The following is a 26991-nucleotide window of genomic DNA, read 5'->3' as shown; positions in this document are numbered from 1 at the left end:
CCGTCCGGCAGGTGTTGATGGACACGGAGGCCGGGCAGCTCGCGGCCGGGCGCGAGGATGCGCCGCCGTGCGAGGTGTCCGCGGACAACCTCGCCTATGTCCTCTTCACCTCGGGCAGCACCGGCCGACCCAAGGGCGTGGCCGTGGCCCATGGACAGCTCGTCCACTACGTGCGCGCCGCCACCGAGCGGCTGGGCCTGGCCGACTGCAAGAGCTTCGCCCTGGTGTCCACCTTCGTCGCCGACCTGGGCAACACCGTCCTCTTCCCGGCGCTTTGCACCGGCGGCTTGCTGCACGTGCTCACCCAGGAGCGTGCCAGCAGCCCGGAGGGCGTGGCCGAGTACTTCCAGCGCCACGCGGTGGAGTGCGTGAAGCTCGTCCCCTCGCACCTGTCCGCGCTGCTCACGGCGGCCGAGCCCCGGCATGTGCTGCCTCGCAAGAAGCTGGTGCTCGGTGGTGAGTCCTCCACGTGGGCCCTGATGGAGCAGGTGCGCGCGCTGGCGCCTGACTGCGAAGTCTTCAACCACTACGGCCCCACGGAGACGACGGTGGGCGTGCTCGCCGGCCCGGTGGAGACGCCGGCTCCGGGCGCCGCGCCGGTGGCGGTGCCGCTGGGCCGGCCCCTGGCCCACTCGCGGCTGTACGTGCTCGACGCGGACTTCCAGCCCGTGCCTGTGGGCGTGCCCGGCGAGCTGTACATCGGCGGCGCGCAGGTGACGCGCGGCTACCTGCACCGCCCCGAGCTGACGGCGGAGCGGTACGTGCCGGACCTCTACAGCCCGACTCCGGGCGCGCGCATGTACCGCAGCGGCGACAAGGTGCGCTGGCGGGAAGACGGTCGCGTGGAGTTCATCGGCCGCGCGGACTTCCAGGTGAAGGTGCGCGGCTTCCGCGTGGAGCCGGGAGAAATCGCCACCGTGCTGCGCGAGCACCCCGGGGTGCGCGACGCAGTGGTGTTGGCCCGCGAGGACATCCCCGGCGACAAGCGACTGGTGGCCTACGTCGTCCCGGCCGTGGACGTCGCCGCCCTGCGCGCGTGGCTGCGCGAGCGGCTGCCCGAGCACATGGTGCCCTCCGCCTTCGTGCCGCTGGAGGCGCTGCCGCTGACGCCCAACGGCAAGGTGGACCGCAAGGCCCTGCCCGCCCCGGTGATGAACACGGACGCGAGCGCCACCTTCGTGGCCCCGCGCACGCCCACCGAGACGCGGCTCGCCGCCATCTGGGCCGAGGTGCTGCATCTGGACGCGGTCGGCGTCACCGACGACTTCTTCAACCTCGGTGGCCACTCGCTGCTGGCGACGCAGGTCGTATCCCGCGTGCGCCGCGCCTTCGGAGTGGAGCTGCCCTTGCGCGCCCTCTTCGAGGCTCCCACCCTCGCCGCGCTCGCCCCACGGGTGGAGTCCGCCCGGCAGGCTTCCTCCGGGGAGAAGCTCCCGCCGCTCGTGTCCGTGCCGCGCACCGGCCCGCTGCCCCTGTCCTTCTCGCAGCAGCGCGTCTGGTTCCTCGACCAGCTCCAGCCCGGCAGCGCCTTCTACAACATCCCCTTCGCCGTGAGCATCAACGGCACCCTGCACCGCGAGGCCCTCACCCGCACCCTGAAGGAACTCGTCCGTCGCCACGAGGTGCTCCGCACCAGCTTCCACACCCTGGAGGATGGCGAGCCCTTCCAGCGCGTCCACCCGGACGCGGAGCTGACGCTGTCCTTCGTGGACCTGGGCCATCTGCCCGAGTCCCAGCTCGACGAGGCGGCCCGGCGCGAGGCGCTCGCGGAGGCCCAGAAGCCCTTCGACCTGAAGCAGGCGCCGCTGCTGCGCGCCACGCTGGTGCGGCTGTCGGACGAGCGCCACGTGCTGCTCGTCACCGTCCACCACATCGTCTCGGACGGCTGGACCAGTGGCATCCTCTTGCGCGAGGTGGGGTTGCTCTACCCGGTCTTCGTTCGCGGGCTGCCGTCGCCGCTGCCGCCGCTGCCGTTCCAGTACGCGGACTACGCCGCATGGCAACGCGGCTGGCTGCGTGACGAGACACTGGAGCGACAGGTGGCCTGGTGGCGCCATCAGCTCCATGGCGTGCCTCATGCGCTGGAGCTGCCCACCGACAGGCCTCGCCCGCCCGTGCAGACGGACCGCGGCGCCACGGTGCCGGTGCGCCTGGGTGCGACACTCACGGCCACCTTCAAGCAGTGGTGCGAGCGCGAGGGCGTCACGCCTTTCATGGGCCTTCTGTCAGTCTTCCAGGTGCTGCTGTCGCGCTACTCGGGACAGGACGACATCGTGGTGGGCTCGCCCATCGCCAACCGCCAGCACACCGAGCTGGAGGGCATCGTCGGCTTCTTCGTCAACACCCTCGCCCTTCGCGGGCGGCTGGCGCCCGGGATGAGCCTGCGCGAGCTGCTCGCCCAGGTGAAGGAGACCACGCTGGGCGCATACGCCCACCAGGACGTCCCCTTCGAGAAGCTGGTGGACGCGCTGAAGCTGGAGCGGGACTTGAGCCGCACCCCGCTGTTCCAGGTGATGCTCGGGCTGACGAACACCCCGCGCCAGGCGCCAGAGGCCGACGGTGCTGGCGGCGACGGTGCCGGCGTCGTGCGACCGCTGGAGGTGGACAGCGGCACGTCCAAGTTCGACCTGGCGCTGCTGCTCGCGGACCTCGAAGACGGCATCTCCGGATGGCTCGAGTACAGTACCGACCTCTTCGACGAGGCGACGGCGCGGCGCATGGGCAGCCATCTGGTGCGGCTGCTGGAGTCGGCCGTGGCCGACGCGGGCCAGCCCATCTCCCGCCTGAGGCTCCTCGGCGAGGATGAGCGCCGCCAGCTGCTGGTGGACTTCAACGACACCTCGCACGTGCCCCACACGCCCGTGCTGGTGCACCGTCCGTTCGAGGCCCAGGTCCGGCGTACGCCGAATGCAGTCGCTGTCAGCGACGGCACCCGCTCGCTCACCTACGCGGAGCTGGACGCACGCGCCAACCAGCTCGCGCACCACCTGGTCGAGCTGGGCGTGCCCGCCGGAGGCACGGTGGGCCTGTGCCTGGACAAGAGCCTGGACATGGCCGTCGCCGTGCTGGCCACGCTCAAGGCCGGCGCCGCGTACCTGCCACTGGACCCCACCTACCCCGCGGACCGGCTCGCCTTCATGCTGGACGACGCGCGGGCCCCGGTCCTCCTCACACAGTCGCACCTGCGCTCCGCGGTGCCAGCCAACACGGGCGCGCTCCGCGTGTGCCTGGATACCGAGGCCGAGCTGCTCTCGCGCCAGCCGACGCACGCGCCGGCCCGCGACGTGTCGCCGGAGTCCAACTGCTACTTCATCTACACGTCAGGCAGCACGGGCCGGCCCAAGGGCATCGTCATGTCCCACCGGGCACTCGGCTCTCTGCTGGCGTGGCAGAACCCGCGCTCCGTGGTGCGCCCGGAGGGCGTCACGCTGCAGTTCGCCTCGCTCAACTTCGACGTGTCCTGCCAGGAGCTGTTCTGCACGTGGTGGTGCGGCGGCACGGTGCTGCTGCCCACCGGCGGCCTGCGCCAGGACATCCCCGCGCTGCTGGCGTTCATGGAACGGCACGCGGTGGAGCGGCTGTTCCTCCCGTTCGTGGCGCTCCAGGCCATGGCGGACGCCGTGTCCCATGGCGCCCCGGTGCCGCACGCGCTCGTCGAGGTGGTGACCGCGGGTGAGCAGCTCCAGGTGACGCCGGCCCTGGTGGCCTTCTTCGAGAAGCTGCCCGGGTGCGTGCTGGAGAACCAGTACGGCCCGTCGGAGGCACACGTCGTCTCCGCGTACCGGCTGGAGGGCCCCCCGTCCACGTGGCCGAAGCTGCCGTGCATCGGCGCACCGGTAGGTCATACGCAGCTCTACGTGCTGGACGCGCACGGTCAGCCCTGCCCGGTGGGCGTGCCCGGGGAGCTGTTCGTCGGCGGCTCGCACCTGGCGCACGGCTACCTGGCGCGGCCCGACCTGACGGCGAAGGCCTTCGTGCCCAACCCGTTCAGCACCGAGCCGGGAGCGCGGATGTACCGCACCGGCGATGCGGCGAAGTGGAAGATGGATGGCACGCTCGACTTCCTCGGCCGCCTGGATGGACAGGTGAAGCTGCGCGGCTACCGCGTGGAATTGGGCGAGGTGGAGTCCGTCCTGCGCGCCGCCCCCAACGTGCGCGACGCGGCCGCCGTGGTGCGCGAAGTGGTGGCGGGCGACAAGCGCCTGGTGGCCTACGTCGTCGCGGAGGGCACGGTGGATGCGGAGGGCCTGCGCGGCTTCCTCCTGCAGCGGCTGCCCGAGTACATGGTGCCCTCCGCCTTCGTCATGATGGAGGCCCTGCCGCTGACGCCCAGTGGCAAGCTGGCGCGAAACCTCCTCCCCGCGCCCGACGCGGAGAGCCTGCGTGGCAACGCGCCCTTTACCGCTCCTCGCAACCCGCTGGAGGAGAAGCTCGCGGAGCTGTTCTCCACCATCCTCCGCCTGCCCCAGGTGAGCGTCACCGACAGCTTCTTCGAGCTGGGCGGCCACTCACTGCTGGCCACGCAGGTCATCTCGCGCATCCGCTCCCAGCTCGGAGTGGAGTTGCCGCTGCGTGTCCTCTTCGAGGCGCCCACCGTCGAGGGGCTTGCCGCGCGCATCGAGGCGGCGCGTCAGTCCGCTTCTGGCACTCGAGCTCCGGCCATCGTCCCCGTGCCGCGCACCGGGCCGCTGCCACTCTCCTTCGCCCAGCAGCGCCTGTGGTTCATCGATCAGCTCCAGCCAGGCAGTGCCTCCTACAACATGCCCACCTTCGTGCGCATGGAGGGGGCACTCGACGTGGCCGCGCTCCAGCGCAGCTTCGAGGAGCTGATGCGCCGGCATGAGGCCCTGCGCACGACCTTCACCCAGCAGGAGGGCCAACCTCTCCAGCTCATCGCCCCCACCAAACACCTGCCGCTGGAGGTGACAGACCTCAGTGGCCTGGAGCCCGTCGCCGCCCGCACCGAGCTGGAGCGCCGCCTGCGCGAGGAGCTGCTGACTCCGTTCAACCTCTCCACCGGCCCGCTCATCCGTGCCCGGCTCCTGAAGCTGGGGGCGACGGACCACGTCCTCGCGCTGAACATGCACCACATCGTCTCGGACGGTTGGTCCATGGGCGTGCTGGTGCGTGAGGTAGCGGCCCTCTACGACGCCCTCTCCCAGGGCCTGCCTTCGGCGCTTCCGCCGCTGCCGCTCCAGTACGCGGACTTCGCCGTGTGGCAGCGCGAGTGGCTCCAGGGTGAGGTGCTGGAGGAGCAGCTCGGTTACTGGAAGCAGCACCTCTCCGGCGCCGCCACCCTGGAATTGCCCACCGACAAGCCGCGCCCGCCCGTGCAGACCTTCCACGGCGGAACAGTCCCTGTCGAGCTGTCGCTGGAGGTCTCCCACCGACTGAATGCGCTGTGCCAGCAGGAGGGCGCCACGCCCTTCATGGCCCTGCTCGCCGCCTTCCAGGTGCTGCTGTCGCGCTACTCCGGGCAGCAGGACATCTCCGTCGGCTCCCCCATCGCCGGCCGCAATCGGGGCGAGCTGGAAGGGCTCATCGGCTTCTTCGTCAACACGCTCGTGCTGCGCACGCAGCTCGACGCACGCCAGTCCTTCCGCGACGTGCTGAAGCAGGTGAAGGAAGCGGCCCTGGGAGCCTATGCGCACCAGGACGTGCCCTTCGAGCGACTGGTGGAAGAGCTCCAACGTTCCCGCGACCTGAGCCGCAGTCCGCTGTTCCAGGTGTTCTTCGCCCTGCAGAACACGCCCATGCCCCAGGGGCAGGCGCAGAAGACGGCCCTGACGCTGCGCCCGGTAGAGAGGGTGGACAACCCCACCATCAAGTTCGAGCTCCAGCTCAGCCTCACGGAGACCCCGAACGGCTACCAGGGCTCGCTGGGCTACAACACCGACCTGTTCGAGAGCACGACGGCACGGCGGATGGTGGAGCACTTCCGCGTCCTCGTGGAGGCCCTCGTCACCCAGCCTCGGGCACCGCTCACGTCCCTGTCCATGCTGACGCAGGCAGAGCGCCAGCAGGTGCTCGTGGAGTGGAATGCCACCGCCACCGAGTATCCACGCGGCGTCACCCTGCCCGAGGTGTTCGCGCAGGTCGTGGCGCGGTACGGAGACAAGGTCGCCGTGGAGTTCGGTGACGAGAAGCTCACGTACCGGCAGCTCGACGCGCGTGCGAACCAGCTCGCGTGGCATTTGCGCGGACTGGGCGTGTCCACCGACTCGCGCGTGGCCATTGCCCTGGACCGCTCGCTGGAGCTGATTGTCTCCCTCGTCGCCATCCTCAAGGCCGGCGGCGCCTACGTCCCGCTGGACCCGTCGTATCCCCGTGAGCGCCTCGCCGCCATGGTGGAGGACTCACGTCCGTGCGTGCTCATCACCTCGAATGAGCTGAGGGCGAAGCTGCCCACCGAGGGCCTGTCCACCGTGGTGCTGGATGACGTGTCCCTGGAGGCCTGGCCGACGTCGGCGCCTCCGCTGGCCGCGCTGCCCCAGAGCCTCGCGTACATCGACTTCACCTCCGGCTCCACCGGCCGGCCCAAGGGCGTTGGCACTCCGCAGGCTGCCGTGCTGCGCACCGTCTTCGGCAACGACTACGCGCACCTCGGCCCTGACGAGACGTTCCTCCTCATCGCGCCCGTCTCCTTCGACGCCTCCACCCTGGAGCTGTGGGGCCCGCTGCTCCACGGCGCGCGGCTCGTCGTCTTCCCGCCCCACTCGCCTTCTGACTTGAAGGAGCTGGAGTCGGTGCTGGTGAAGCACGGCGTCACCACGCTCCACCTCACCGCCGGCCTCTTCACCCAGGTGGTGGACCACCAGCCCTCCGCCCTGCGCAACGTGAAGCAACTGCTCACCGGCGGTGACGTGGTCAGCGCCCCCCACGTCCGACGGGTGCTGGAAGGAATGTTCATTCCGGTGACGGCCTGCTACGGCCCCACCGAGACGACGCTCTTCGCCTCCACCCACCGCATGACTTCGGTGGAGCACGTGGGCACGTCCGTGCCCATCGGCAAGCCCCTCGGGAACACGCGCATCTACCTGCTGGACGCCTCCGGTCAGCCCGTGCCCGTCGGCGTCGTGGGTGAGCTGTTCATCGGCGGCGACGGCGTGGCCCGTGGCTACGTCGGCCAGCCCGCCCTCACCGCCGAGCGCTTCGTCCCTGACGCCTTCTCCGGTGTCCCGGGTGCCCGGCTGTACCGCACGGGTGACCTCGCCCGCTGGCGCAGCGACGGCGTGCTGGAGTTCCTCGGCCGTGCCGATGCGCAGGTGAAGGTGCGCGGCTATCGCATCGAGCTCGCAGAAGTCGAAGCCGCCCTGCTCGCCTTCCCGGACGTGGCGCAGGCCGTCGCCCTGGTGCGCGAGGACGTCCCCGGCGACAAGCGCCTCGTCGGCTACGTCGCCGCTCCCGAGTCGCTCGACACGGCCGCGCTGCGTGCCGCTCTCAAGCAGCGGCTGCCCGAGTACATGGTGCCCTCCGCCCTGGTGCGCCTGGACGCCCTGCCCCTCACGGCCAACGCGAAGGTGGACCGCAAGGCGCTCCCTCCTCCGGACGCGGGGGCCTCCGCCGAGGCCTTCGTCGCTCCGCGGACTCCCCTCGAGGAGAAGCTCGCGGAGCTGTTCGCGGCCGTGCTGCGCGTGCAGAAGGTGAGCGTCACCGGCAACTTCTTCGAGTTGGGTGGCCACTCGCTGCTGGCCACACAGCTCGTCTCCCGCATCCGCACCACCTTCGGTGTGGAGCTCCCCCTGCGCGCCCTCTTCGAGGCGTCCACCGTGGCCGCCCTCGCCACGCGCATCGAGTCCGCGTCCGGGACCCAGGCGCCCGCCATCGTCCCCGTGCCCCGCCACGGGCCACTGCCGCTGTCCTTCGCTCAGCAACGCCTGTGGTTCATCGACCAGCTCCAGCCCGGCAGCGCCTCCTACAACATGCCCACCTTCGTGCGCATGGACGGGCCGCTCGACACGGCCGCACTGCAGCGCGCGTTCGAGGAACTGGTGCACCGGCACGAGGTCCTGCGCACCTCCTTCACCCTGCAGGAAGGCCAGCCCCTTCAGCGCATCGCGCCCCAGGGACACCTGCCCCTTGAGACGACGGACCTCAGCGGCATGGAGCCCCAGGCAGCCCGCACCGAGCTGGAGCGCCGCCTGCGCAAGGAGCTGCTGACGCCCTTCAGCCTCTCCGACGGCCCGCTGCTGCGCGTCCAGTTGTTGACGCTGGGGCCGACGGACCACGTGCTCGCGCTCAACATGCACCACATCGTCTCGGACGGTTGGTCCATGGGCGTGCTGGTGCGTGAAGTCGTCGCCCTCTACGAGGCCTTCTCGCAGGGCCGCCCTTCTCCCCTGCCGCCCCTGGCCATCCAGTACGCGGACTACGCCACCTGGCAGCGTCAGTGGCTCCAGGGTGCGGTGCTCGACGAGCAGCTCGGCTGGTGGCGCGAGCAGCTCTCCGGTCTCACGACGCTGGAGCTGCCCACCGACAAGCCCCGTCCTCCCGTGCAGACCTTCCGGGGCGCGGACGTGCCCGTGGTGTTGTCGCGGGCCGCATCGGAGAAGCTCAAGGCGCTCTGCCAGCAGGAGGGCGCCACGCCCTTCATGGCGCTGCTCGCCGCGTTCCAGGTGCTGCTGTCGCGATACTCCGGCCAGCAGGACATCTCCGTCGGCTCGCCCATCGCTGGCCGTCAGCGCGGAGAGCTGGAGGGCCTCATCGGCTTCTTCGTCAACACGCTGGTGATGCGGGCCCGCTGGGATGACGCGTCCTCGTTCCTGAGCCTGCTGCGTCAGGTGAAGGAGACAGCGTTGGGGGCGTACGCCCACCAGGACGTGCCCTTCGAACGGTTGGTGGAAGAGCTGCAGCCCGCTCGCGACATGAGCCGCAGCCCGCTGTTCCAGGTGCTCTTCGCCTTGCAGAACGCGCCCACGTCCGCGGCGATGCAGGGCCCGGAGCAGAGCCGGAAGCCGGCGCTCGCGCTGCGCCCGCTGGAAGAGGTGAACAACCCCACCATCCGCTTCGAGCTGGAGCTGAGCCTGTCCGAGACGCCGGAAGGCTTCCAGGGTCCCCTGCGCTACAACACCGACCTGTTCGAGCCCACCACCGCCGCGCGCATGGCGGAGAACTTCCAGGTGCTGGTGGAGGCGCTCGTCACCCGGGCCGACGCGCCCCTGGCTTCCATCTCCCTGCTCACCGAGACGGAGCGCCGGCAGGTGCTGGTGGAGTGGAATGCCACCGCCACTGAGTACCCGCGCGGCTCCACCCTGCCCGAGGTCTTCTCGCAGGTCGTGTCCCGCCATGCCGACAAAGTGGCTGTCGAGTTCGGCGAGGAGCAGCTCACCTACCGGCAGCTCGATGCGCGGGCGAACCAACTCGCGCATCACCTGCGCGGGCTGGGCGTGTCCACCGACTCGCGCGTGGCCATTGCCCTGGACCGCTCGCTGGAGCTGATTGTCTCGCTGGTCGCCATCCTCAAGGCAGGTGGCGCCTACGTCCCGCTCGACCCGGCGTATCCGCGCGAGCGCCTCGCCGCCATGGTGGAGGATGCGCGTCCGCGCGTGCTCGTCACCTCGCGCGCGTTGCTGGAGAAGCTCCCCACGAAGGGGCTCGTCACGCTGGTGCTGGAGGACGTGCCCGTGGAAGCGCCGCCAGCGTATGCGCCGCCTTCCACGGCCCTGCCCGACAGCCTCGCGTACATCGACTTCACCTCCGGCTCCACCGGCAGGCCCAAGGGCGTGGGCACCACGCAGGCCTCCGTCCTGCGCACCGTCTTCGGCAACGACTACGCGCAGCTCGGTCCGGACGAGACGTTCCTCCTCATCGCTCCTGTCTCCTTCGACGCCTCCACCCTGGAGCTGTGGGGCCCACTGCTCCATGGCGCCCGCCTCGTCGTCTTCCCGCCCCACTCGCCTTCCGACCTGAAGGAACTGGAGTCGATGCTGGTGAAGCACGGCGTCACCACGCTGCACCTCACCGCGGGCCTCTTCACCCAGGTGGTCGACTACAACTTCCCGGCCCTTCGCGGCGTGAAGCAACTGCTCACCGGTGGCGACGTGGTGAGCGCGCCGCACGTGCGCCGCGTCCTCGAAGAGCTGCGCATCCCCGTCACGGCCTGCTACGGCCCCACGGAGACGACGCTCTTCGCCTCCACCCACCGCATGACTTCGGTGGAGCACGTCGGTACGTCCGTGCCCATTGGCCGTCCCATCGGCAATACACAGGTGTACGTGCTGGATGCGCACGGCCAGCCGGTGCCCGCTGGCGTCGTCGGTGAGCTGTTCATCGGCGGCGACGGCGTGGCGCGTGGCTACGTGGAGCAGCCCGCCCTCACCGCGGAGCGCTTCGTCCCCGATTCCTTCTCCAGCGTTCCCGGCGCACGCCTCTACCGCACGGGAGACCTCGCCCGCTGGCGCAAGGACGGAGTGCTGGAGTTCCTCGGCCGTGCGGACACCCAGGTGAAGGTCCGCGGCTACCGCATCGAGCTGGCCGAAGTCGAAGCGGCCCTGCTCGCCTTCCCGGAGGTGGCCCAGGCCGTGGCCCTGGTCCGCGAGGACGTGCCCGGTGACAAGCGCCTTACCGGCTATGTCGCCGCTCCCGAGTCGCTCGACCTGGCTGCACTGCGCGCTTCGCTCAAGCAGCGGCTGCCCGAATACATGGTGCCTTCCGCCCTGGTGCGCCTGGACATCCTGCCCCTCACCGCCAACGCGAAGGTCGACCGCAAGGCCCTGCCCGCTCCGGACGCGTCCTCCACGGGCGCCGCCTACGTCGCCCCTCGCACTCCCACCGAGGAGGCCGTCGCCGCCGTTTGGGCCGAGGTGCTCAACGTCGAGAAGGTGGGCGCCACCGATGACTTCTTCGCCCTCGGCGGCCACTCCCTCCTCGCCGTGCGCCTCATGGCCCGACTCCGCGAGAGCACCGGAGTCACACTGCCGGTGTCAGCCCTCTTCCAGGGTGCCACCGTGGAGCGCCTGGCGCAGCGGCTGGAGCAGCGCGACGACGCCTCCCGCTCCACCTCCAACCTCGTCCGCCTGGACGCCGGCACCGCCACGGGCCGGCCCCTCTTCCTCGTCCACGGCGGCGGCGGCAGCGTGCTGGGTTACACCGAGCTCGTCCGCCTGCTCGGCAACGACAGGCCCCTCTACGGCCTGTCCGCCTCCGGCATCGACGGGGGCGAGCTGCCCGCAGCCGCCATCGAAGTCCTCGCCCGCGACTACCTCGCCCAGCTGCGCGCCGTGCAGCCCCAGGGCCCCTACCTCCTGGGTGGCTGGTCCTTCGGCGGACTCGTCGCCTACGAGATGGCCCGGCTCCTCCAGGCAGCAGGCGAGCAGGTAGAGCTGCTCGCCCTGCTCGACAGCCTCGCGCCCGACTCGCAGCCTCGGCCCGAGCCGGACACCCTCACGCAGCTGGCTGGCTTCGGCCGGGTGCTCGGGCTGCCGTGGCAGTCGCTGCCGTTGGACGTGGAGCACCTGCGACGTCTGGACGTCCGGGGCGCGCTGGCCTACGTGCTGGAGCAGGCGCGGCGCTCACCCTCGGGTGCGCCCGCGCTGGACCTCGACGCGGCCGAGCGACTCTTCCGTGTGTATCAGCGGCTCAGTCACGCCCAGCGAAACTATGTGCCCGTCGGCGCATACATGGGTCCGGCCCTCCTGCTCCGGGCCGCCACGCCCCCGAGCGGTGCGCCTCGCGCTCAGGACCTGGGCTGGAGTGCGTGGCTCGGTGGCACGCTCACGGTGTATGAAGTGCCGGGCGACCACTACACCTTGCTCAGCGCGCCCAACGCCTCCCGTGTGGCGGAGCGGCTCGTCATTCACCTGGATTCTCTGGAGCGCGACGCCTCATGACACCCCAAGCCCCTCCCTCACCGGAACGGTCTGGTTCGGGCAGTCTGAGCGCCGCCATCTCCCAGACTGCCGGCCCGCCCATCGCCAGTGCCCTGCCATGGGATGAGCGCGTAGCCCTGAGTCGTTTCGTCGTTGTTCCCGCGATTCCAACTTCGATTTGTCGTTCTTCGTGAGCGCGCAGCGGACCGCCGGCCGGCGACGGCCGTGCCGTGTCCGCTTGTTCGCGCAGGGAAAGGTAGTCGGTCATGGCCATGACCTCCGAACAGAAGCGCTCGCGGCTCGCCGATTTGCTGCGCGGCAAGGCCCGTCAGTCCCGGCGCGCTCCGCTGTCCTTCGCGCAGGAGCGCCTGTGGTTCCTCGACCAGCTCGAGCCCGGCAGCCCGGCCTTCAACATGCCTTTCACGTTGGAGCTCACCGGCGACGTTGATGCCGAGGCCCTGCGCAGCGGCCTGGAGGCGCTCGTGCACCGCCACGAGGCGCTCCGCACCACGTTCCACGGCGAGCCCGAGGGTCCGGTGCAGCGCGTCTCCGCGCCGACCCCGCTGGAGCTTCCCGTCATCGACCTGACCGACGTGGCGCCCGGGCAGCGACAGGCCGAGGCGCGCCGCCGGCTGAACGCGGAGGCCCTGCGCCCGTTCAACCTCGCCACCGGCCCGCTGCTCCGCGCCCTGCTGCTGAAGCTCGACGCCCGGGAGCACGTGCTGCTGCTCAACGTGCACCACATCGTCTCGGACGGCTGGTCGATGACGGTGCTGGTGCGGGAGCTGACTGCGCTCTACCAGGCCTTCGCCGCGGGCCAGTCCTCTCCGCTGCCGCCGCTGCCGCTCCAGTACGCGGACTATGCGGAGTGGCAGCGCCGGTGGCTGGACGGCGAGGAGCTGGAGAAGCAGCTCACCTGGTGGCGGCGGCAGCTCGACGGCGCGCCGCAGGACCTGGAGCTGCCCACCGACAGGCCGCGCAACGCCCACGCCTCGCCCCCGGGGGACCTGGCGCCCGTCCTGCTCTCGCGTGAGCTGGCGGAGGCGGTGGAGGCCTTCTGCCTCCGTGAAGGTGTCACGCCCTTCATGCTGTTCCTGGCGGCCTTCCAGGTGCTGCTGTCGCGCTACTCGGGGCAGGACGACATCTCCGTCGGCTCGCCGGTGGCGGGACGCAACCGCGCCGAGCTGGAGGGGCTCGTCGGCTTCTTCCTCAACACCCTGGTGATGCGCACCCGCCTGGACGGCGACCCCACCGTGCGCGAATTGCTCGGCCGCGTGCGCGACATGGCCCTGGGCGCCTATGCCCATGAGCACGTCCCCTTCGAGCGGCTCCAGCCGATGCGGGATTTGCGCCAGGCGCCGCTGTTCCGGGTGATGTTCATCCTGCAGAACATGCCGCCACCGGAGCTGTCGCTTCCAGGGCTGACGATGCGCGGCGCGCCCCTGGCGGACTCGGTCGCTAAGTTCGACCTGACGCTGACGCTGAGGCGCACGGGAGACGGCTACAAGGGCCGGCTCGACTACCGCGCGGACCTGTTCGAAGCGTCCACGGCCGAGCGCATGGTGCGGCACCTGCGCACGCTGGTGGAGGCCCTGGTGGCCTCGCCCGATACACGTCTGTCCGCGCTCCCGCTGCTCTCGGACGAGGAGCGGCGCCGCGTCCTCGTGGACTGGAATGCCACCCGCGCAGACTTCCCGGAGGCCTGTGTCCACTCGCTCTTCGAGGCGCAGGTACGCCGAGCGCCGGATGCGAGGGCCGCCTCCTTCGAAGGGCAGCACCTGACCTACGCGCAGCTCGATGCGAAGGCCAACCAGCTCGCGCACGCGCTGCGCCGCCGGGGTGTCGGGCCCGAGGTGCGCGTGGCCCTCAGTGTGGAGCGCTCGCTGGACGTCGTCGTCGGCCTGCTAGGCATCCTCAAGGCCGGTGGCGCCTGGGTGCCCGTGGATCCGCTCCTGCCCCGGGAGCGTCTGGCCTTCATGCTGGAGGACAGCGGCGCGACGGTGCTGGTGACGCAGTCCGCCCTGGTGGAGCGCTTCTCCGAGACACACCACGCGCGTGCGTTCTGCCTCGACGCCGAGAAGGACTCGCTGTCGCGAGAGAGCACCGAAGCGCCGGTGACGGGCGTGGCGCCCTACAACCTGGCCTACCTGCTCTACACGTCCGGCAGCACCGGCACGCCCAAGGGCACCGCCGTGGAGCACCGCAGCGTCGCGAACCTGGTGACGCATGAGGCGGTTGCATACGGCATCGGCCCGGGCGGCCGCGTGTTGCAGTTCGCCAGCCTCTCCTTCGACCTGTCGGTGGAAGAGGTCTTCACCACGCTGTGCTCCGGGGCCTCGCTGGTGCTGGCGCCCCTGGAGAAGCTGATGCCGGGCGCGCCGCTGCAGAAGCTGCTGCGCGAGGAGTCCCTCACCGTCATCAGCCTCACCCCCGCGGCCCTCGCGGCCACGCCCGCCGAGGAGCTTCCGGAGCTGCGCACCATCATCTCCGGAGGTGAGGCCCTGCCTTCCGAAGTCGTCGCACGCTGGGCTCCGGGCCGGCGCCTGCTCAACACCTACGGCCCGACAGAGGCCACGGTGATTGCCACGCTCGCCGAGTGCGTCGCGGATGGGCGCGTGCCCTCCATCGGCCGCCCCCTGGCCAACGTGCGCGCGTACGTGTTGGACGGGCGAGGCGAGCCCGTTCCCGTGGGCGTGAAGGGCGAGCTGTACGTGGGCGGCGTCGGCGTGGCGCGCGGCTACGCGGGCCGTGCGGCACTCACCGCCGAGCGCTTCGTGCCGGACCGTTTCTCGGGCGAGGCAGGCGCGCGCCTGTACCGCACGGGTGACGTGGTGCGCTGGCGCGAGGACGGCACGCTCGACTTCGTCGGCCGCGCGGACGCGCAGGTCAAGGTGCGTGGCTTCCGCATCGAGCTGGGTGAAGTGGAGTCCGCCCTGGCGAAGCTGCCCGCGGTGCGCGAGGCCGTCGTCGTCGCACGTGAGGATGGCCCCGGTGGCAAGCGGCTCGTGGGCTACGCCGTGGTGCAAGAGGGAACCCAGACGGACGGCGCCGCCCTGCGCGCCGCGCTGAAGGGCGTCCTGCCGGAGTACATGGTGCCGTCGGCCATCGTGGTGCTGCCGACGATGCCGCTCACGTCCAACGGCAAGGTGGACCGCAAGGCCCTGCCCGCGCCGGACCTTGCCGCCTCCACCGGTCGCCCGGACTTCATCGCGCCCCGCACCCCGACGGAAACGCAGCTCGCTGGCATCTGGAGCGCCGTGCTCGGCGTGGAGCCGGTGGGCCTGTCCGACAACTTCTTCGAGCTCGGCGGACACTCCCTGCTGGCCACCCAGGCCATCAGTCGCATCCGCGCCGCCTTCGGCGTGGAATTGCCGCTGCGAGAGTTGTTCGACTCCACCACGCTCGCGGACCTCGCGATGCGGGTGGACCGGGCGGTGCTGGCCGGTCAGGGGCCCCAAGTGCCCGCGCTGGTGCCGGTGCCGCGCACGGGTGAGCTGCCCGTGTCGCTGTCGCAACAGCGCATGTGGTTCCTCGACCAGCTCGAGCCTGGCAGCGCGTTCTACAACCTGCCAGTGGCCCTGAGCATGACGGGCACGCTCGACGCGAGCGCCCTGCAGCGCGGCCTGACAGAGCTGGTGAGCCGGCACGAGATCCTGCGCACCACCTTCCGCGAGGGAGCGAATGGGGCCATACAGGTCATCCACCCGGCCGCGTCCGTTCCGTTGCCGGTAACGGACCTGTCCGGGCATCCCGATGCACGCCAGGACATCGGCCGCTGGGTGCGAGAGGAGGGACTGCGGCCCTTTGACCTGACGCGAGGCCCGCTGCTGCGCGCCGCCCTGCTGCGGCTCGGGGCCCAGGAACATGTGCTGGTGCTCACGCAGCACCACATCGTGTCGGACGGCTGGTCGATGGGCGTCGTCGTGCGCGAGCTGGCCGAGATCTACCGTGCCTCCATCGAAGGCCGCCCCGCGCGGCTTCCAGAGCTGCCGGTGCAGTACGCGGACTTCGCGGCGTGGCAGCGTGGCTGGCTGCGCGGCGACGTGCTGGACGGCCAGCTCCGCTGGTGGCGCGAGCGGCTCGCCGGAGCGCCCCTGGCGCTGGAGCTGCCGACAGACCTGCCGCGTCCGGCGGTCCAGACGTCCCGCGGCGCCGCACGCCCGGTGGTCCTGCCCGTGCCCCTGGCCGAGGCACTGGAGGCCTTCTGCCGCCGCGAGGGAATCACTCCCTTCATGGCGCTGCTCGGCACCTTCCATCTCCTGCTGAGCCGCTACACCGGCCAGGAGGACCTGCTCGTCGGCACCGTACTGGCGGGCCGGGAGCGCGGCGAGCTGGAGTCGCTCGTCGGCTTCTTCGTCAACACGCTGCCCCTGCGGGCCCGCGTGTCCGGCACCGACACCGTCCGCGCGCTGCTGACGCAGGAGCGCGAGAGCGTGCTCGGCGCGTTCACCTACCAGTCCGTGCCCTTCGAGCGACTGGTCGAAACTCTCAAGGTGGAGCGGGACCTGAGCCGTCCGCCGCTGGTGCAGGCGACGTTCGTCCTCCAGAACGCCCCCGTGCCCGAGCTGTCGCTGCCGGGGCTGACGCTGCGCCCCCGGCCGGTCGACGAGAGCCCCGTCCGCTTCGAGCTGGAGTTGGGCCTGTGGCGCACCGCAGAGGGCTACTCGGGGTATCTCTCCTACAACGCGGACCTCTTCGCGCCGGAGACCATCGCCCGGATGGGGGAGCACTTCCGCGTCCTCGCCGAGGGGCTCATCGCAAACCCCGAAGCCCCGCTGTCTTCCCTGTCCATGATGACGGAGGCCGAGCGCCGCCAGGTCCTCGTGGACTGGAACGCCACGTCCACCGACTACCCGCGTGACACGTCCATCCACGCGATGTTCGCCCGGCAGGCGGCCTTCACGCCGGATGCGGTGGCCGTCGTCTTCGGGGACACGCAGCTCACCTATGGCGAGCTGGACCGGCGCGCCAATCAGCTCGCGCATCACCTGCGGGCCAGCGGCGTCGCACCGGGCGCGCGCGTGGGCGTATGCCTGGAGCGCTCGCTGGAGCTGGTGGTCGCGCTGCTCGGCGTGCTCAAGGCGGGCGGCGCCTACGTGCCGGTGGACCGGAGCTACCCGACGGAGCGCATCACCTTCCTGCTCCAGCAAGCGGGCGTCGGCGTGCTGCTGACGCAGGAGCACGTGGCGGACGAACTGCCCGCGCTCGGTCAGCTCCTCGTGTGCCTGGACACGGAGTGGGCGCAGGTGGCGCGCTGGCCGGAGACGGCGCCGGAGGTGGACGTCTCCGCCGACGCGCTGGCCTACGTCATGTTCACCTCGGGCAGCACCGGCCAGCCCAAGGGCGTCAGCGTGCCGCACCGGGGCGTGGTGCGCCTGGTGCGCGGCTCCACGTTCATCGACTTCGGCCCGGACAACACCTTCGCGCAGCTCGCCCCGGTGGCCTTCGACGCCTCCACCCTGGAGGTGTGGGGCGCGCTGCTCAACGGCGGCCGGCTCGTGGTGGCCCCGCCGCACAAGCTCTCGCTGGAGGAAATGGGTGCGCTGCTCGTCCAGCAGCGAATCACCACGCTGTGGCTGACGGCGGCCCTCTTCGAGCAGGTGGTGCTGCACCAGGGTGAGGCCCTGGCCCGCGTGCGACAGGTGCTCGCGGGCGGTGACGTACTGCCCGTGCAGCGGGTTCGTGAGCACCTCGCGCGGCTGTCCCCGGGCGCGATGCTCATCAACGGCTATGGCCCCACTGAGAACACCACCTTCTCCGCCACGCACTCGCTGCGGCACGGAGACGCCGTGGACACGTCGGTGCCCATCGGCCGCCCGCTGTCCAACTCCACCACGTACGTGCTCGACGCGGCCCTGCAGCCGGTGCCCGTGGGCGTGCCGGGTGAGCTGTACGTCGGCGGTGACGGCCTGGCCTGGGGCTACCTCGGGCGTCCGGAGCTGACGGCGGAGCGCTTCGTGCCCAGTCCCTTCGGGGACGGTGAGCGCCTGTACCGCACCGGAGACCGGGTGCGGTGGCTCGCGGATGGGACGCTCCAGTTCCTCGGCCGCACCGACTTCCAGGTGAAGGTGCGCGGCTTCCGAATCGAGCCGGGCGAGGTGGAGGCCGTGGTGCGCCGCTTCGCTGGCGTGCGCGAGGCCGTCGTCGTCGTGCGCGAGGACGTCCCCGGCGACAAGCGCCTCGTCGCCTACGTCGTGGCCGAAGAGGAGGACGTGCTGGAGGCCCAGGCCGTGCGCGCCTTCCTCCAGCAGAAGCTGCCCGAGTACATGGTGCCCTCCGCCGTGGTGGTGCTGCCCGCCCTGCCGCTGTCGCCCAACGGCAAGGTGGACCGCAAGGCCCTACCCGCCCCGGAAGCCCCGGGCGGCGACGGTGTGGAGTACGTCGAGCCCCGCACGGAGACGGAGCGGCAGCTCGCGCTGTTCTTCTCGGAGCTGCTCCACGCCGAGCGCGTGGGCGCGCATGAGAACTTCTTCGATTTGGGTGGCCACTCACTGTTGGCCACGCAGCTCGTGTCACGCGTGCGCGCGACGTTCGGCTTCGACATGCCGCTGCGGGACCTCTTCGAAGCCCCCACCGTGGCCGAGCTGGCCATACGCATCGACGCCGCGCGGAGCACGCAGAACGGCCCCGCCCGTCCGCCGCTGGTGCCCGTGCCGCGCACCGGCCCGCTGCCGCTGTCCTTCGCTCAGCAGCGCCTGTGGTTCCTCGACCAGTTGGAGCCCGGCAGCGCCTTCTACAACATCCCCGCCGCCGTCCGGCTCGAAGGCCCGCTGGACGTGGGCGCACTGGAACAGGCACTCCAGGAGCTCGTCCGTCGGCACGAGGCGCTGCGCACCACCTTCCGTGAGGACGCGAGCGGCTCGGTGCAGGTCATCGCTCCCGTCGCGGAGCTGCCGCTGCGCGCAGTGGACCTGGGTGGGCTCGACGGCGACGCCGCCGAGGCGGAGACCCGGCGCCTGTTGGACGAGGACGCGCAACGCCCCTTCTCCCTGGGCACGGGCCCGCTGATTCGCGCGCTGCTGGTGAAGCGCGGCGCCGCGGACCACGTGCTGCTGCTCAACCTGCACCACATCGTCACGGATGGCTGGTCCTCCGGCGTGCTCGTCCGTGAGGTGGCCGCACTCTACGAGGCCTTCTCCGAGGGGCAGCCGTCGCCCCTGCCCGAGCTGCCGGTGCAGTACGCCGACTACGCCGTGTGGCAGCGCGGGTGGCTGCAGGGCGAGACGCTGGACGCGCAGCTCGGCTACTGGCGCAAGCAGCTCGCGGGCGCCCCCAGCGCGCTGGAGCTGCCCACCGACAAGCCGCGTCCTCCCGCGCAGTTGTTCCGAGGCGGTGTGCGGCAGCGCACGTGGACGAAGACGCTGTGGGACGGCGTGAAGGCCGCGGCTCAGCGTGAGGGGGCCACGCCCTTCATGGTGGTGCTCGCGGCGTACCAGACGGTGCTGGCGCGCCATGCGGGACAGGAAGACATCTCCATCGGCTCGCCCATCGCCGGACGCACGCACGCGGAGACGGAGGGGCTCATCGGCTTCTTCGTCAACACGCTGGTGCTGAGGGCGCACGTCTCGCCCATGGCCACCTTTCGCGAGCTGCTGGCACAGGTGCGCGAGGTGACGCTCGGGGCGTACGCGCACCAGGACGTCCCCTTCGAGAAGCTGGTGGAGGAGTTGCAGCCCCGGCGCGACTTGAGCCGCAATCCCCTCTTCCAGGTGGCGCTGACGCTGCAGAACACCCCGATGACGGAGGTGAAGCTGCGGCGGGGGATGACGCTGAAGGGATTGGAGGCCGGCAACCTCACCTCGAAGTTCGACCTGTCGCTCCTCGTCTGGGAGACGGCCGAGGGCGCCACGGTGTCGCTCAACTACGACAGCGACCTGTTCGAGTCGGACTCGGCCGGACGGCTGCTGGAGCACGTGGAGGTGCTGCTGGAGGCCGCGGCCGCGGAGCCCGGGAAGCGGCTGCGCGAGCTGCCGCTCATGGGCGAGGAGGAGCGGCGCCGGCTGGTGGAGCAGTGGAGCGGAACGGCCACGAAGTACCCGCGCGAAGCGTCGCTGGCGGAGCTGTTCGAGGCCCAGGTGCTGAAGACGCCGCACGCGGTGGCGGTGGAGCACGCGGGCCAGCAGTTGACGTACGACGCGCTGAACCGCCGCGCCAACCAACTGGCGCACCACCTGGGGGCCATGGGAGTCGGTCCCGAGGCGTCGGTGGGCTTGTGCATGGAGCGCTCACTGGAGTTGGTGGTGGGCGTGCTGGGCATCCTCAAGGCTGGCGCCGCGTACGTCCCGCTGGAAGCCAGCTACCCGCGAGAGCGCTTGCAGTGGATGAAGCGCGAGGCCGGCGTCACGGTGCTCGTAGCCCAGGAAAAGCTGGCCGGAGCCGTGGCGGAGGACGGCGAGCCGGTGTTGCTCGTCGACGCCGGGCGGAGCGAGCTCGCGCGCCAGCCAGAGAGCAATCCGCCAGTCCGGGTCGGCGGCGGCCACCTGGCGTATGTGATGTTCACCTCGGGCAGCACGGGCAAGCCCAAGGGCGTGGGCGTGCCGCACCGGGCGGTCTCTCGCCTCGTGCTGGAGACGGACTTCGCGCGCTTCGGGCCAGAGGAGGTGTGGCTGCAGCTCGCGCCCATCTCCTTCGATGCCTCCACGTTGGAGCTGTGGGGCGCGCTGCTGCACGGCGCGAAGCTGGTGGTGTACCCGGCGGGCCCGCAGTCGCTGGAGGAGCTGGGCCGCACGCTGGTGGCCTCCGGCATCACCTCCCTGTGGCTCACGGCGGCCCTCTTCGAGCAGATGCAGGCCCGGCAGCCGGAGGCCCTGGCCTGCGTGAAGCAGGTACTGGCCGGAGGTGATGTCCTTCCCGTGGGGCGCGTTCGCGAGCGGCTCGCCGCCGGTGGGACGCTGGTCAACGGCTACGGCCCGACGGAGAACACCACGTTCTCCACCTGCCACAGGTTGGAGCGGGTGGAGCAGGTGGGCGCCCGCTCGGTGTCCATTGGCCGGCCCATCCGCAATACGACGGCGTATGTACTGGATGAGGCGATGCAGTCCGTCCCGGTGGGTGTGCCCGGCGAGCTCTACGTGGGCGGAGATGGACTGGCCCTCGGCTACCTCGGCCGGCCGGAGCTGACGGCGGAGCGCTTCGTCCCTCATCCCTTCGCGGACGGTGAGCGCCTGTACCGCACGGGCGACGGGGTGCGCTGGCGCGCGGACGGGACGCTCGAGTTCCTCGGCCGCAAGGACGGCCAGGTGAAGCTGCGCGGCTTCCGCATCGAGACGGGCGAGGTGGAAGCGGCCCTGACGCAGCACCCAGGGGTGAAGGAGGCCGTGGCGGTGGTGCGCGAGGACTCGGCCGGCGACAAGCGACTGGTGGCCTACGTCGTGGCGCCGGACGTGGAGGTCCAGGCGCTCAAGGAGTTCCTGCGCACGAAGCTGCCCGAATACATGGTGCCCTCCGTGCTGGTGCCGCTGGACGCGTTGCCGCTGACGCCCAACGGCAAGGCGGACCGGCGCGCCCTGCCTGCTCCAGAGGGCCTCGCGTCCGAGCAGCGCGAGTACGTCGCGCCCCGCACGGAGACGGAGCAACACCTGGCGACGCTCTGGGCAGAGGTCCTGGGCCGCACAAGGGTCGGCGCCACCGACGACTTCTTCGAGCTGGGCGGCCACTCGCTGCTCGCCATGCGGCTCGTGTCCCAGCTGCGTGCGTCCATGGGCGTGGAGGTGCCCCTGCGCGCGCTGTTCGAGGCCCCCACGCTCGAAGCGCTCGCCCTGCGTGTCGAGGCCGCGCGGCGCGACGGCGCGGCACCCGAGGCCCCTCCTCACGTGCCCGTGCCGCGCGACGGCCCGCTGCCGCTGTCCTTTGCCCAGCAGCGCCTGTGGTTCATCGACCAGCTCGAGCCCGGGAGCGCCGCCTACAACATCCCCGTCGTCCTGCGCATCGAGGGCGTCCTCCTCGTCGACGCGCTTCAGCGGGCCTTCTCCGCCCTCGTCGAGCGCCACGAGGCCCTGCGCACCACCTTCGCCTCTCGCGAGGGCCAGCCCACCCAGGTCATCCACCCACCCTCGGACTTCACGCTCACGGTGGAGAGTCTGTCCGACCTGCCCGAAGGCGAGCGCTGGGAAGAGGCCCGCCGCCACGCCATGCGGGAGGCGGCGATTCCCTTCGCGCTCGGTGCCGGCCCGCTGCTGCGCGCCACGCTGCTGCGGCTGGCGCCCGAGGAGCACGTGCTGGTGCTGGTGATGCACCACATCGTCTCCGATGGCTGGTCCATGGGTGTGCTCGTGCGCGACATGGATGCGCTGTACTCGGCCTTCTCCGAAGGTCAGCCGCCCTCGCTGCCAGCGCTGCCGGTGCAGTATGCGGACTACGCGGTGTGGCAGCGCCAGCGGCTGAGCGGCGAGGCGCTGGAGGCGCAGCTGGGCTGGTGGAAGCGACAACTGGCCGGAGCGCCGTCGCACCTGGAGCTGCCCACGGACAAGCCCCGGCACGCGGTGCTCTCGCACCAGGGCGGCACGGTGCAGGTGCGACTGTCGCGGGAGCTCAGCGAGTCGCTGGAAGCCCTCGCGAAGCGGGAGGGGGCCACACCCTTCATGCTCCTGCTAGCGGCCTTCCAGGTGTTGCTGGCTCGCTACTCGGGCCAGGACGACATCCTGGTGGGCTCGCCCATCGCGGGCCGACGGTATGCGGAGACGGAGGGGCTCGTCGGCTTCTTCGTCAACACGCTGGTGCTGCGCAGCCGCGTGAATGCGCGCACCTCCTTCCGGATGCTGCTGGCCCAGGTGCGGGAGACCACGCTGGGCAGCTACGCCCACCAGGACGTGCCCTTCGAGAAGCTGGTGGAGGAGCTGCGGCTGGAGCGGGACCTCAGCCGCCCCGCGCTGTTCCAGGTCCTCTTCGCCCTGCAGAACACAAACCGGCCGGCGCCGCGGAGGTCCTCGCTGGGCCTGCGACCGGTGGAGCTGGACAACCCCACCAACCGCTTCGAGCTGGAGCTCAACCTCGCGCAGGCGGGTCAGGGCTACGAAGGCGTGCTGGGCTACAACACGGGCCTGTTCGAGGCCGGTACGGCTCAGCGGATGGCGGAGCACTTCCGCCTGCTGGTGGAAGCGCTCGTGGCCCGGCCCGAGGCTTTGCTCGCGTCCGTGTCCATGCTGTCCGCGGCGGAGCGGCGACAGGTGCTGGTGGAGTGGAATGCCACCGCCTCCGAGTACCCGCGCGGCTCCACCCTGCCCGAGGTCTTCTCGCAGGTGGTGGCTCGCTTCCCGGACAAGGTCGCCGTCGAGTTCGGGGACTCGCGCCTCACGTATCGACAATTGGATGAACGGGCGAACCCGCTCGCCTGGCACCTGCGTGGCCTGGGCGTGTCCACCGACTCGCGCGTGGCCATTGCTCTCGACCGCTCGCTGGAGCTGATGGTCTGCCTCGTCGCCATCCTCAAGGCCGGCGGCGCCTACGTCCCGCTCGACCCGTCGTATCCGCGCGAGCGCCTCGTAGCCATGGTGGAGGACGCGCGTCCCACCGTGCTCATCACCTCGCGCGCGTTGCTGGCGAAGCTGCCCACGGAGGGCCTGTCCACCGTGGTGCTGGAAGAGGTGTCCCTGGAGGCGCAGCCGACTTCGGCGCCTCCGCTGGCCGCGCTGCCTCAGAGCCTCGCGTACATCGACTTCACCTCCGGCTCCACCGGCAGGCCCAAGGGCGTCGGCACTCCGCAGGCCGCCGTGCTGCGCACCCTCTTCGGCAATGACTACGCGCACCTCGGCCCGGACGAGACGTTCCTCCTCATCGCCCCGGTCTCCTTCGACGCCTCCACCCTGGAGCTGTGGGGCCCGCTGCTCCATGGCGCCCGGCTCGTCGTCTTCCCGCCCCACTCGCCTTCCGACCTCAAGGAACTGGAGTCGGTGCTGGTGAAGCACGGCGTGACGACACTCCACCTCACCGCCGGCCTCTTCACCCAGGTGGTGGACCACCAGCCCTCCGCCCTGCGCGGCGTGAAGCAACTCCTCACCGGTGGTGACGTGGTGAGCGCGCCTCACGTCCGACGGGTGTTGGAAGGAATGTTCATTCCGGTGACGGCCTGCTACGGCCCCACCGAGACGACGCTCTTCGCGTCGTGCCACCGCATGACGGATGTGGCCCAGGTGGGCACCTCCGTGCCCATTGGCCGGCCCATCGGCAATACGCAGGTGTACCTGCTCGACGCGTCCGGGCAGCCCGTGCCCATCGGCGCTGTCGGTGAGATGTTCATCGGCGGCGACGGCGTGGCCCGGGGCTACGTGGGCCAGCCTGCCCTCACCGCCGAGCGCTTCGTCCCCGACTCCTTCTCTGGCACCGCCGGCGCCCGCCTCTACCGCACGGGCGACCTGGCCCGTTGGCGGGGTGACGGCGTGCTGGAGTTCCTTGGCCGCGCTGATGCGCAGGTGAAGGTCCGCGGCTACCGCATCGAGCTCGCCGAAGTCGAAGCGGCGCTCCTCGACTTCCCCGACGTCGGTCAGGCCGTGGCCCTGGTGAGCGAGGACGTGCCCGGCGACAAGCGCCTCGTCGGCTATGTCGCCGCTCCCGAGTCGCTCGACATGGCCGCGCTGCGTGCCGCGCTCAGGCAGAGGCTGCCCGAGTACATGGTGCCCTCCGTCCTCGTGCGGCTGGACACGCTGCCCCTCACCTCCAACGCCAAGGTCGACCGCAAGGCCCTTCCTGCTCCGGATGCCGCGCTGACGTCCACCGAGGACTTCGTCGCCCCGCGCACTCCCACCGAGGAGAAGCTGGCGGAGCTGTTCGCGGACGTCCTTCGGCTCGCGAGGGTGAGCGTCACCGGCAACTTCTTCGAGCTGGGAGGCCATTCGCTGCTGGCCACGCAGGTCATCTCGCGCATCGGCTCGGCGTTCGAGGTGGAGCTGACGCTGCGTGCCCTCTTCGAAGCGCCCACCGTGGCCGCCCTCGCCACCCGCATCGAGTCCGCACGGCAGTCCACGCCCGTCACCCGGGCGCCCGCCATCGTCCCCGTGCCTCGCACCGGGCCGCTGCCCCTCTCCTTCGCCCAGCAGCGCCTGTGGTTCATCGACCAGCTCCAGCCCGGCAGCGCCTCCTACAACATGCCCACCTTCGTGCGCATGGACGGGCCGCTGGACGTGGGTGCTTTGCAGCGCAGCTTCGAGGAACTGGTGCACCGGCATGAGGCCCTGCGCACCACCTTCACCCAGCAGGAGGGACAGCCCCTCCAGCTCATCTCGCCCCAGGGCCAGCTGCCCCTGGAGGTGACGGACCTCAGTGGCCTGGAGCCCCAGGCCGCCCGCGCCGAGCTGGAGCGCCGCCTGCGCGAGGAGCTGCTGCGGCCCTTCGACCTCGCCACCGGTCCGCTGGTGCGTGCGCAGTTGTTGAAGTCGAGCGCCACCGAGCACGTGCTTGCCCTCGACATGCACCACATCGTCTCGGACGGCTGGTCCATGGGCGTGCTGGTGCGTGAAGTCGTCGCCCTCTACGAGGCCTTCTCGCAGGGCCGGCCTTCTCCCCTGCCGCCCCTGGCCATCCAGTACGCGGACTACGCTGCCTGGCAGCGACAGTGGCTCCAGGGCGACGTGCTGGCGGAGCAACTCGGCTGGTGGCGTCAGCAGCTCTCGGGCAACTCCCCCCTGGAGCTGCCCACCGACAAGCCCCGCACGCCCGTGCAGACCTTCCGTGGCGCGCAGGTGCCCGTGGTCCTGTCACCCTCGGCGTCCGAGGCCCTCAAGGCGCTCTGCCAGAAGGAGGGCGCCACGCCCTTCATGGCGTTGCTCGCCGCCTTCCAGGTGTTGCTATCGCGATACTCGGGCCAGCAGGACATCACCGTCGGCTCGCCCATCGCCGGCCGCCAGCAAGGGACGACGGAGGGCCTCATCGGCTTCTTCGTCAACACCCTGGTGCTGCGCGCCCAGGTGGACCCGAGCGCCTCGTTCTTCCACCTGCTGCGTCAGGTACGGGAGACGGCGCTGGGCGCGTACGCCCACCAGGACGTACCGTTCGAGCGGCTCGTCGCGGAGCTGCAGCCCACGCGCGACCTGAGCCGCAGTCCGCTCTTCCAGGTGTTCTTCGCCTTGCAGAACGCGTCCATGCCCTCGGTCGGCACGAACGGGCTGACGCTGCGCCCGGTGGAGGTGGACAACCCCTCGGCCCGGTTCGAGCTGGAGCTGAACCTGGGCGAGACCTCCGACGGCTTCCGGGGCTCGCTGACCTACAACACCGACCTCTTCCAGCCCGCCACGGCCGACCGCATCGCGGAGCACTTCCGCCTGCTGGTCGAGGCCCTCGTCTCGGAGCCGAAGGCGTCCCTGGCGTCCCTGACCATGCTGTCCGAGGCCGAGCGCCGACAGGTGCTGGTGGAGTGGAATGCCACCGCCTCCGAGTACCCGCGCGGCTCCACCCTGCCCGAGGTCTTCTCTCAGGTCGTGGCCCGGTACGCGGACAGGGTCGCCGTCGAGTTCGGTGAGGAGAAGCTCACCTACCGGCAGCTCGATGCGCGGGCGAACCAACTCGCGCATCACCTGCGCGGGCTGGGCGTGTCCACCGACTCGCGCGTGGCCATTGCCCTGGACCGCTCGCTGGAGCTGATGGTCTGCCTCGTCGCCATCCTCAAGGCCGGCGGCGCCTACGTCCCGCTCGACCCGTCGTATCCGCGCGAGCGCCTCGTAGCCATGGTGGAGGATGCACGTCCGCGGGTGCTCATCACCACACCTGCGCCGCTGTCGAAGCTCCCGACGGATGGCCTTGCCACCGTGGTGCTGGGAGAGGTGCCCCTCGAGGCACAGCCGACGTCGACGCCTCCGCTGACCGCGCTGCCCCAGAGCCTCGCGTACATCGACTTCACCTCCGGCTCCACCGGCCGACCCAAGGGCGTCGGTACTCCGCAATCCGCCGTGCTGCGCACCGTCTTCGGCAACGACTACGCGCGCCTCGGCCCGGACGAGACCTTCCTCCTCATCGCGCCCGTCTCCTTCGACGCATCCACCCTGGAGCTGTGGGGCCCGCTGCTCCATGGCGCGCGGCTCGTGGTGTTCCCACCCCACTCGCCTTCCGACTTGAAGGAGCTGGAGTCGATGCTGGTGAAGCACGGCGTGACGACGCTGCACCTCACCGCCGGCCTCTTCACCCAGGTGGTCGACAACAACTTCCCGGCCCTGCGCGGCGTGAAGCAACTGCTCACCGGTGGCGATGTCGTGAGCGC

At 70.9% G+C, this 26991-nt stretch carries 1 protein-coding gene and 1 pseudogene; both read left to right on the top strand.

Annotated elements, in window-relative coordinates; genetic code table 11:
- Window positions 1-17: 17 nt before the first annotated feature.
- Window positions 18-11828: pseudogene (locus tag G4D86_RS50815) on the top strand (amino acid adenylation domain-containing protein); the annotation flags it as partial.
- A 251-nt stretch (window positions 11829-12079) separates the two neighbouring features.
- Window positions 12080-26991, top strand: a 14912-nt coding sequence (locus G4D86_RS50810; RefSeq protein ID WP_164002944.1) for a non-ribosomal peptide synthetase, incomplete at its 3' end; no start/stop codon positions are given.

This window comes from Pyxidicoccus caerfyrddinensis (genome assembly GCF_010894405.1).
Classification (GTDB): domain Bacteria; phylum Myxococcota; class Myxococcia; order Myxococcales; family Myxococcaceae; genus Myxococcus; species Myxococcus caerfyrddinensis.
Note: the sequence above shows the minus strand (reverse complement) of the source record. Positions and strands in the feature narration are given on the sequence as shown.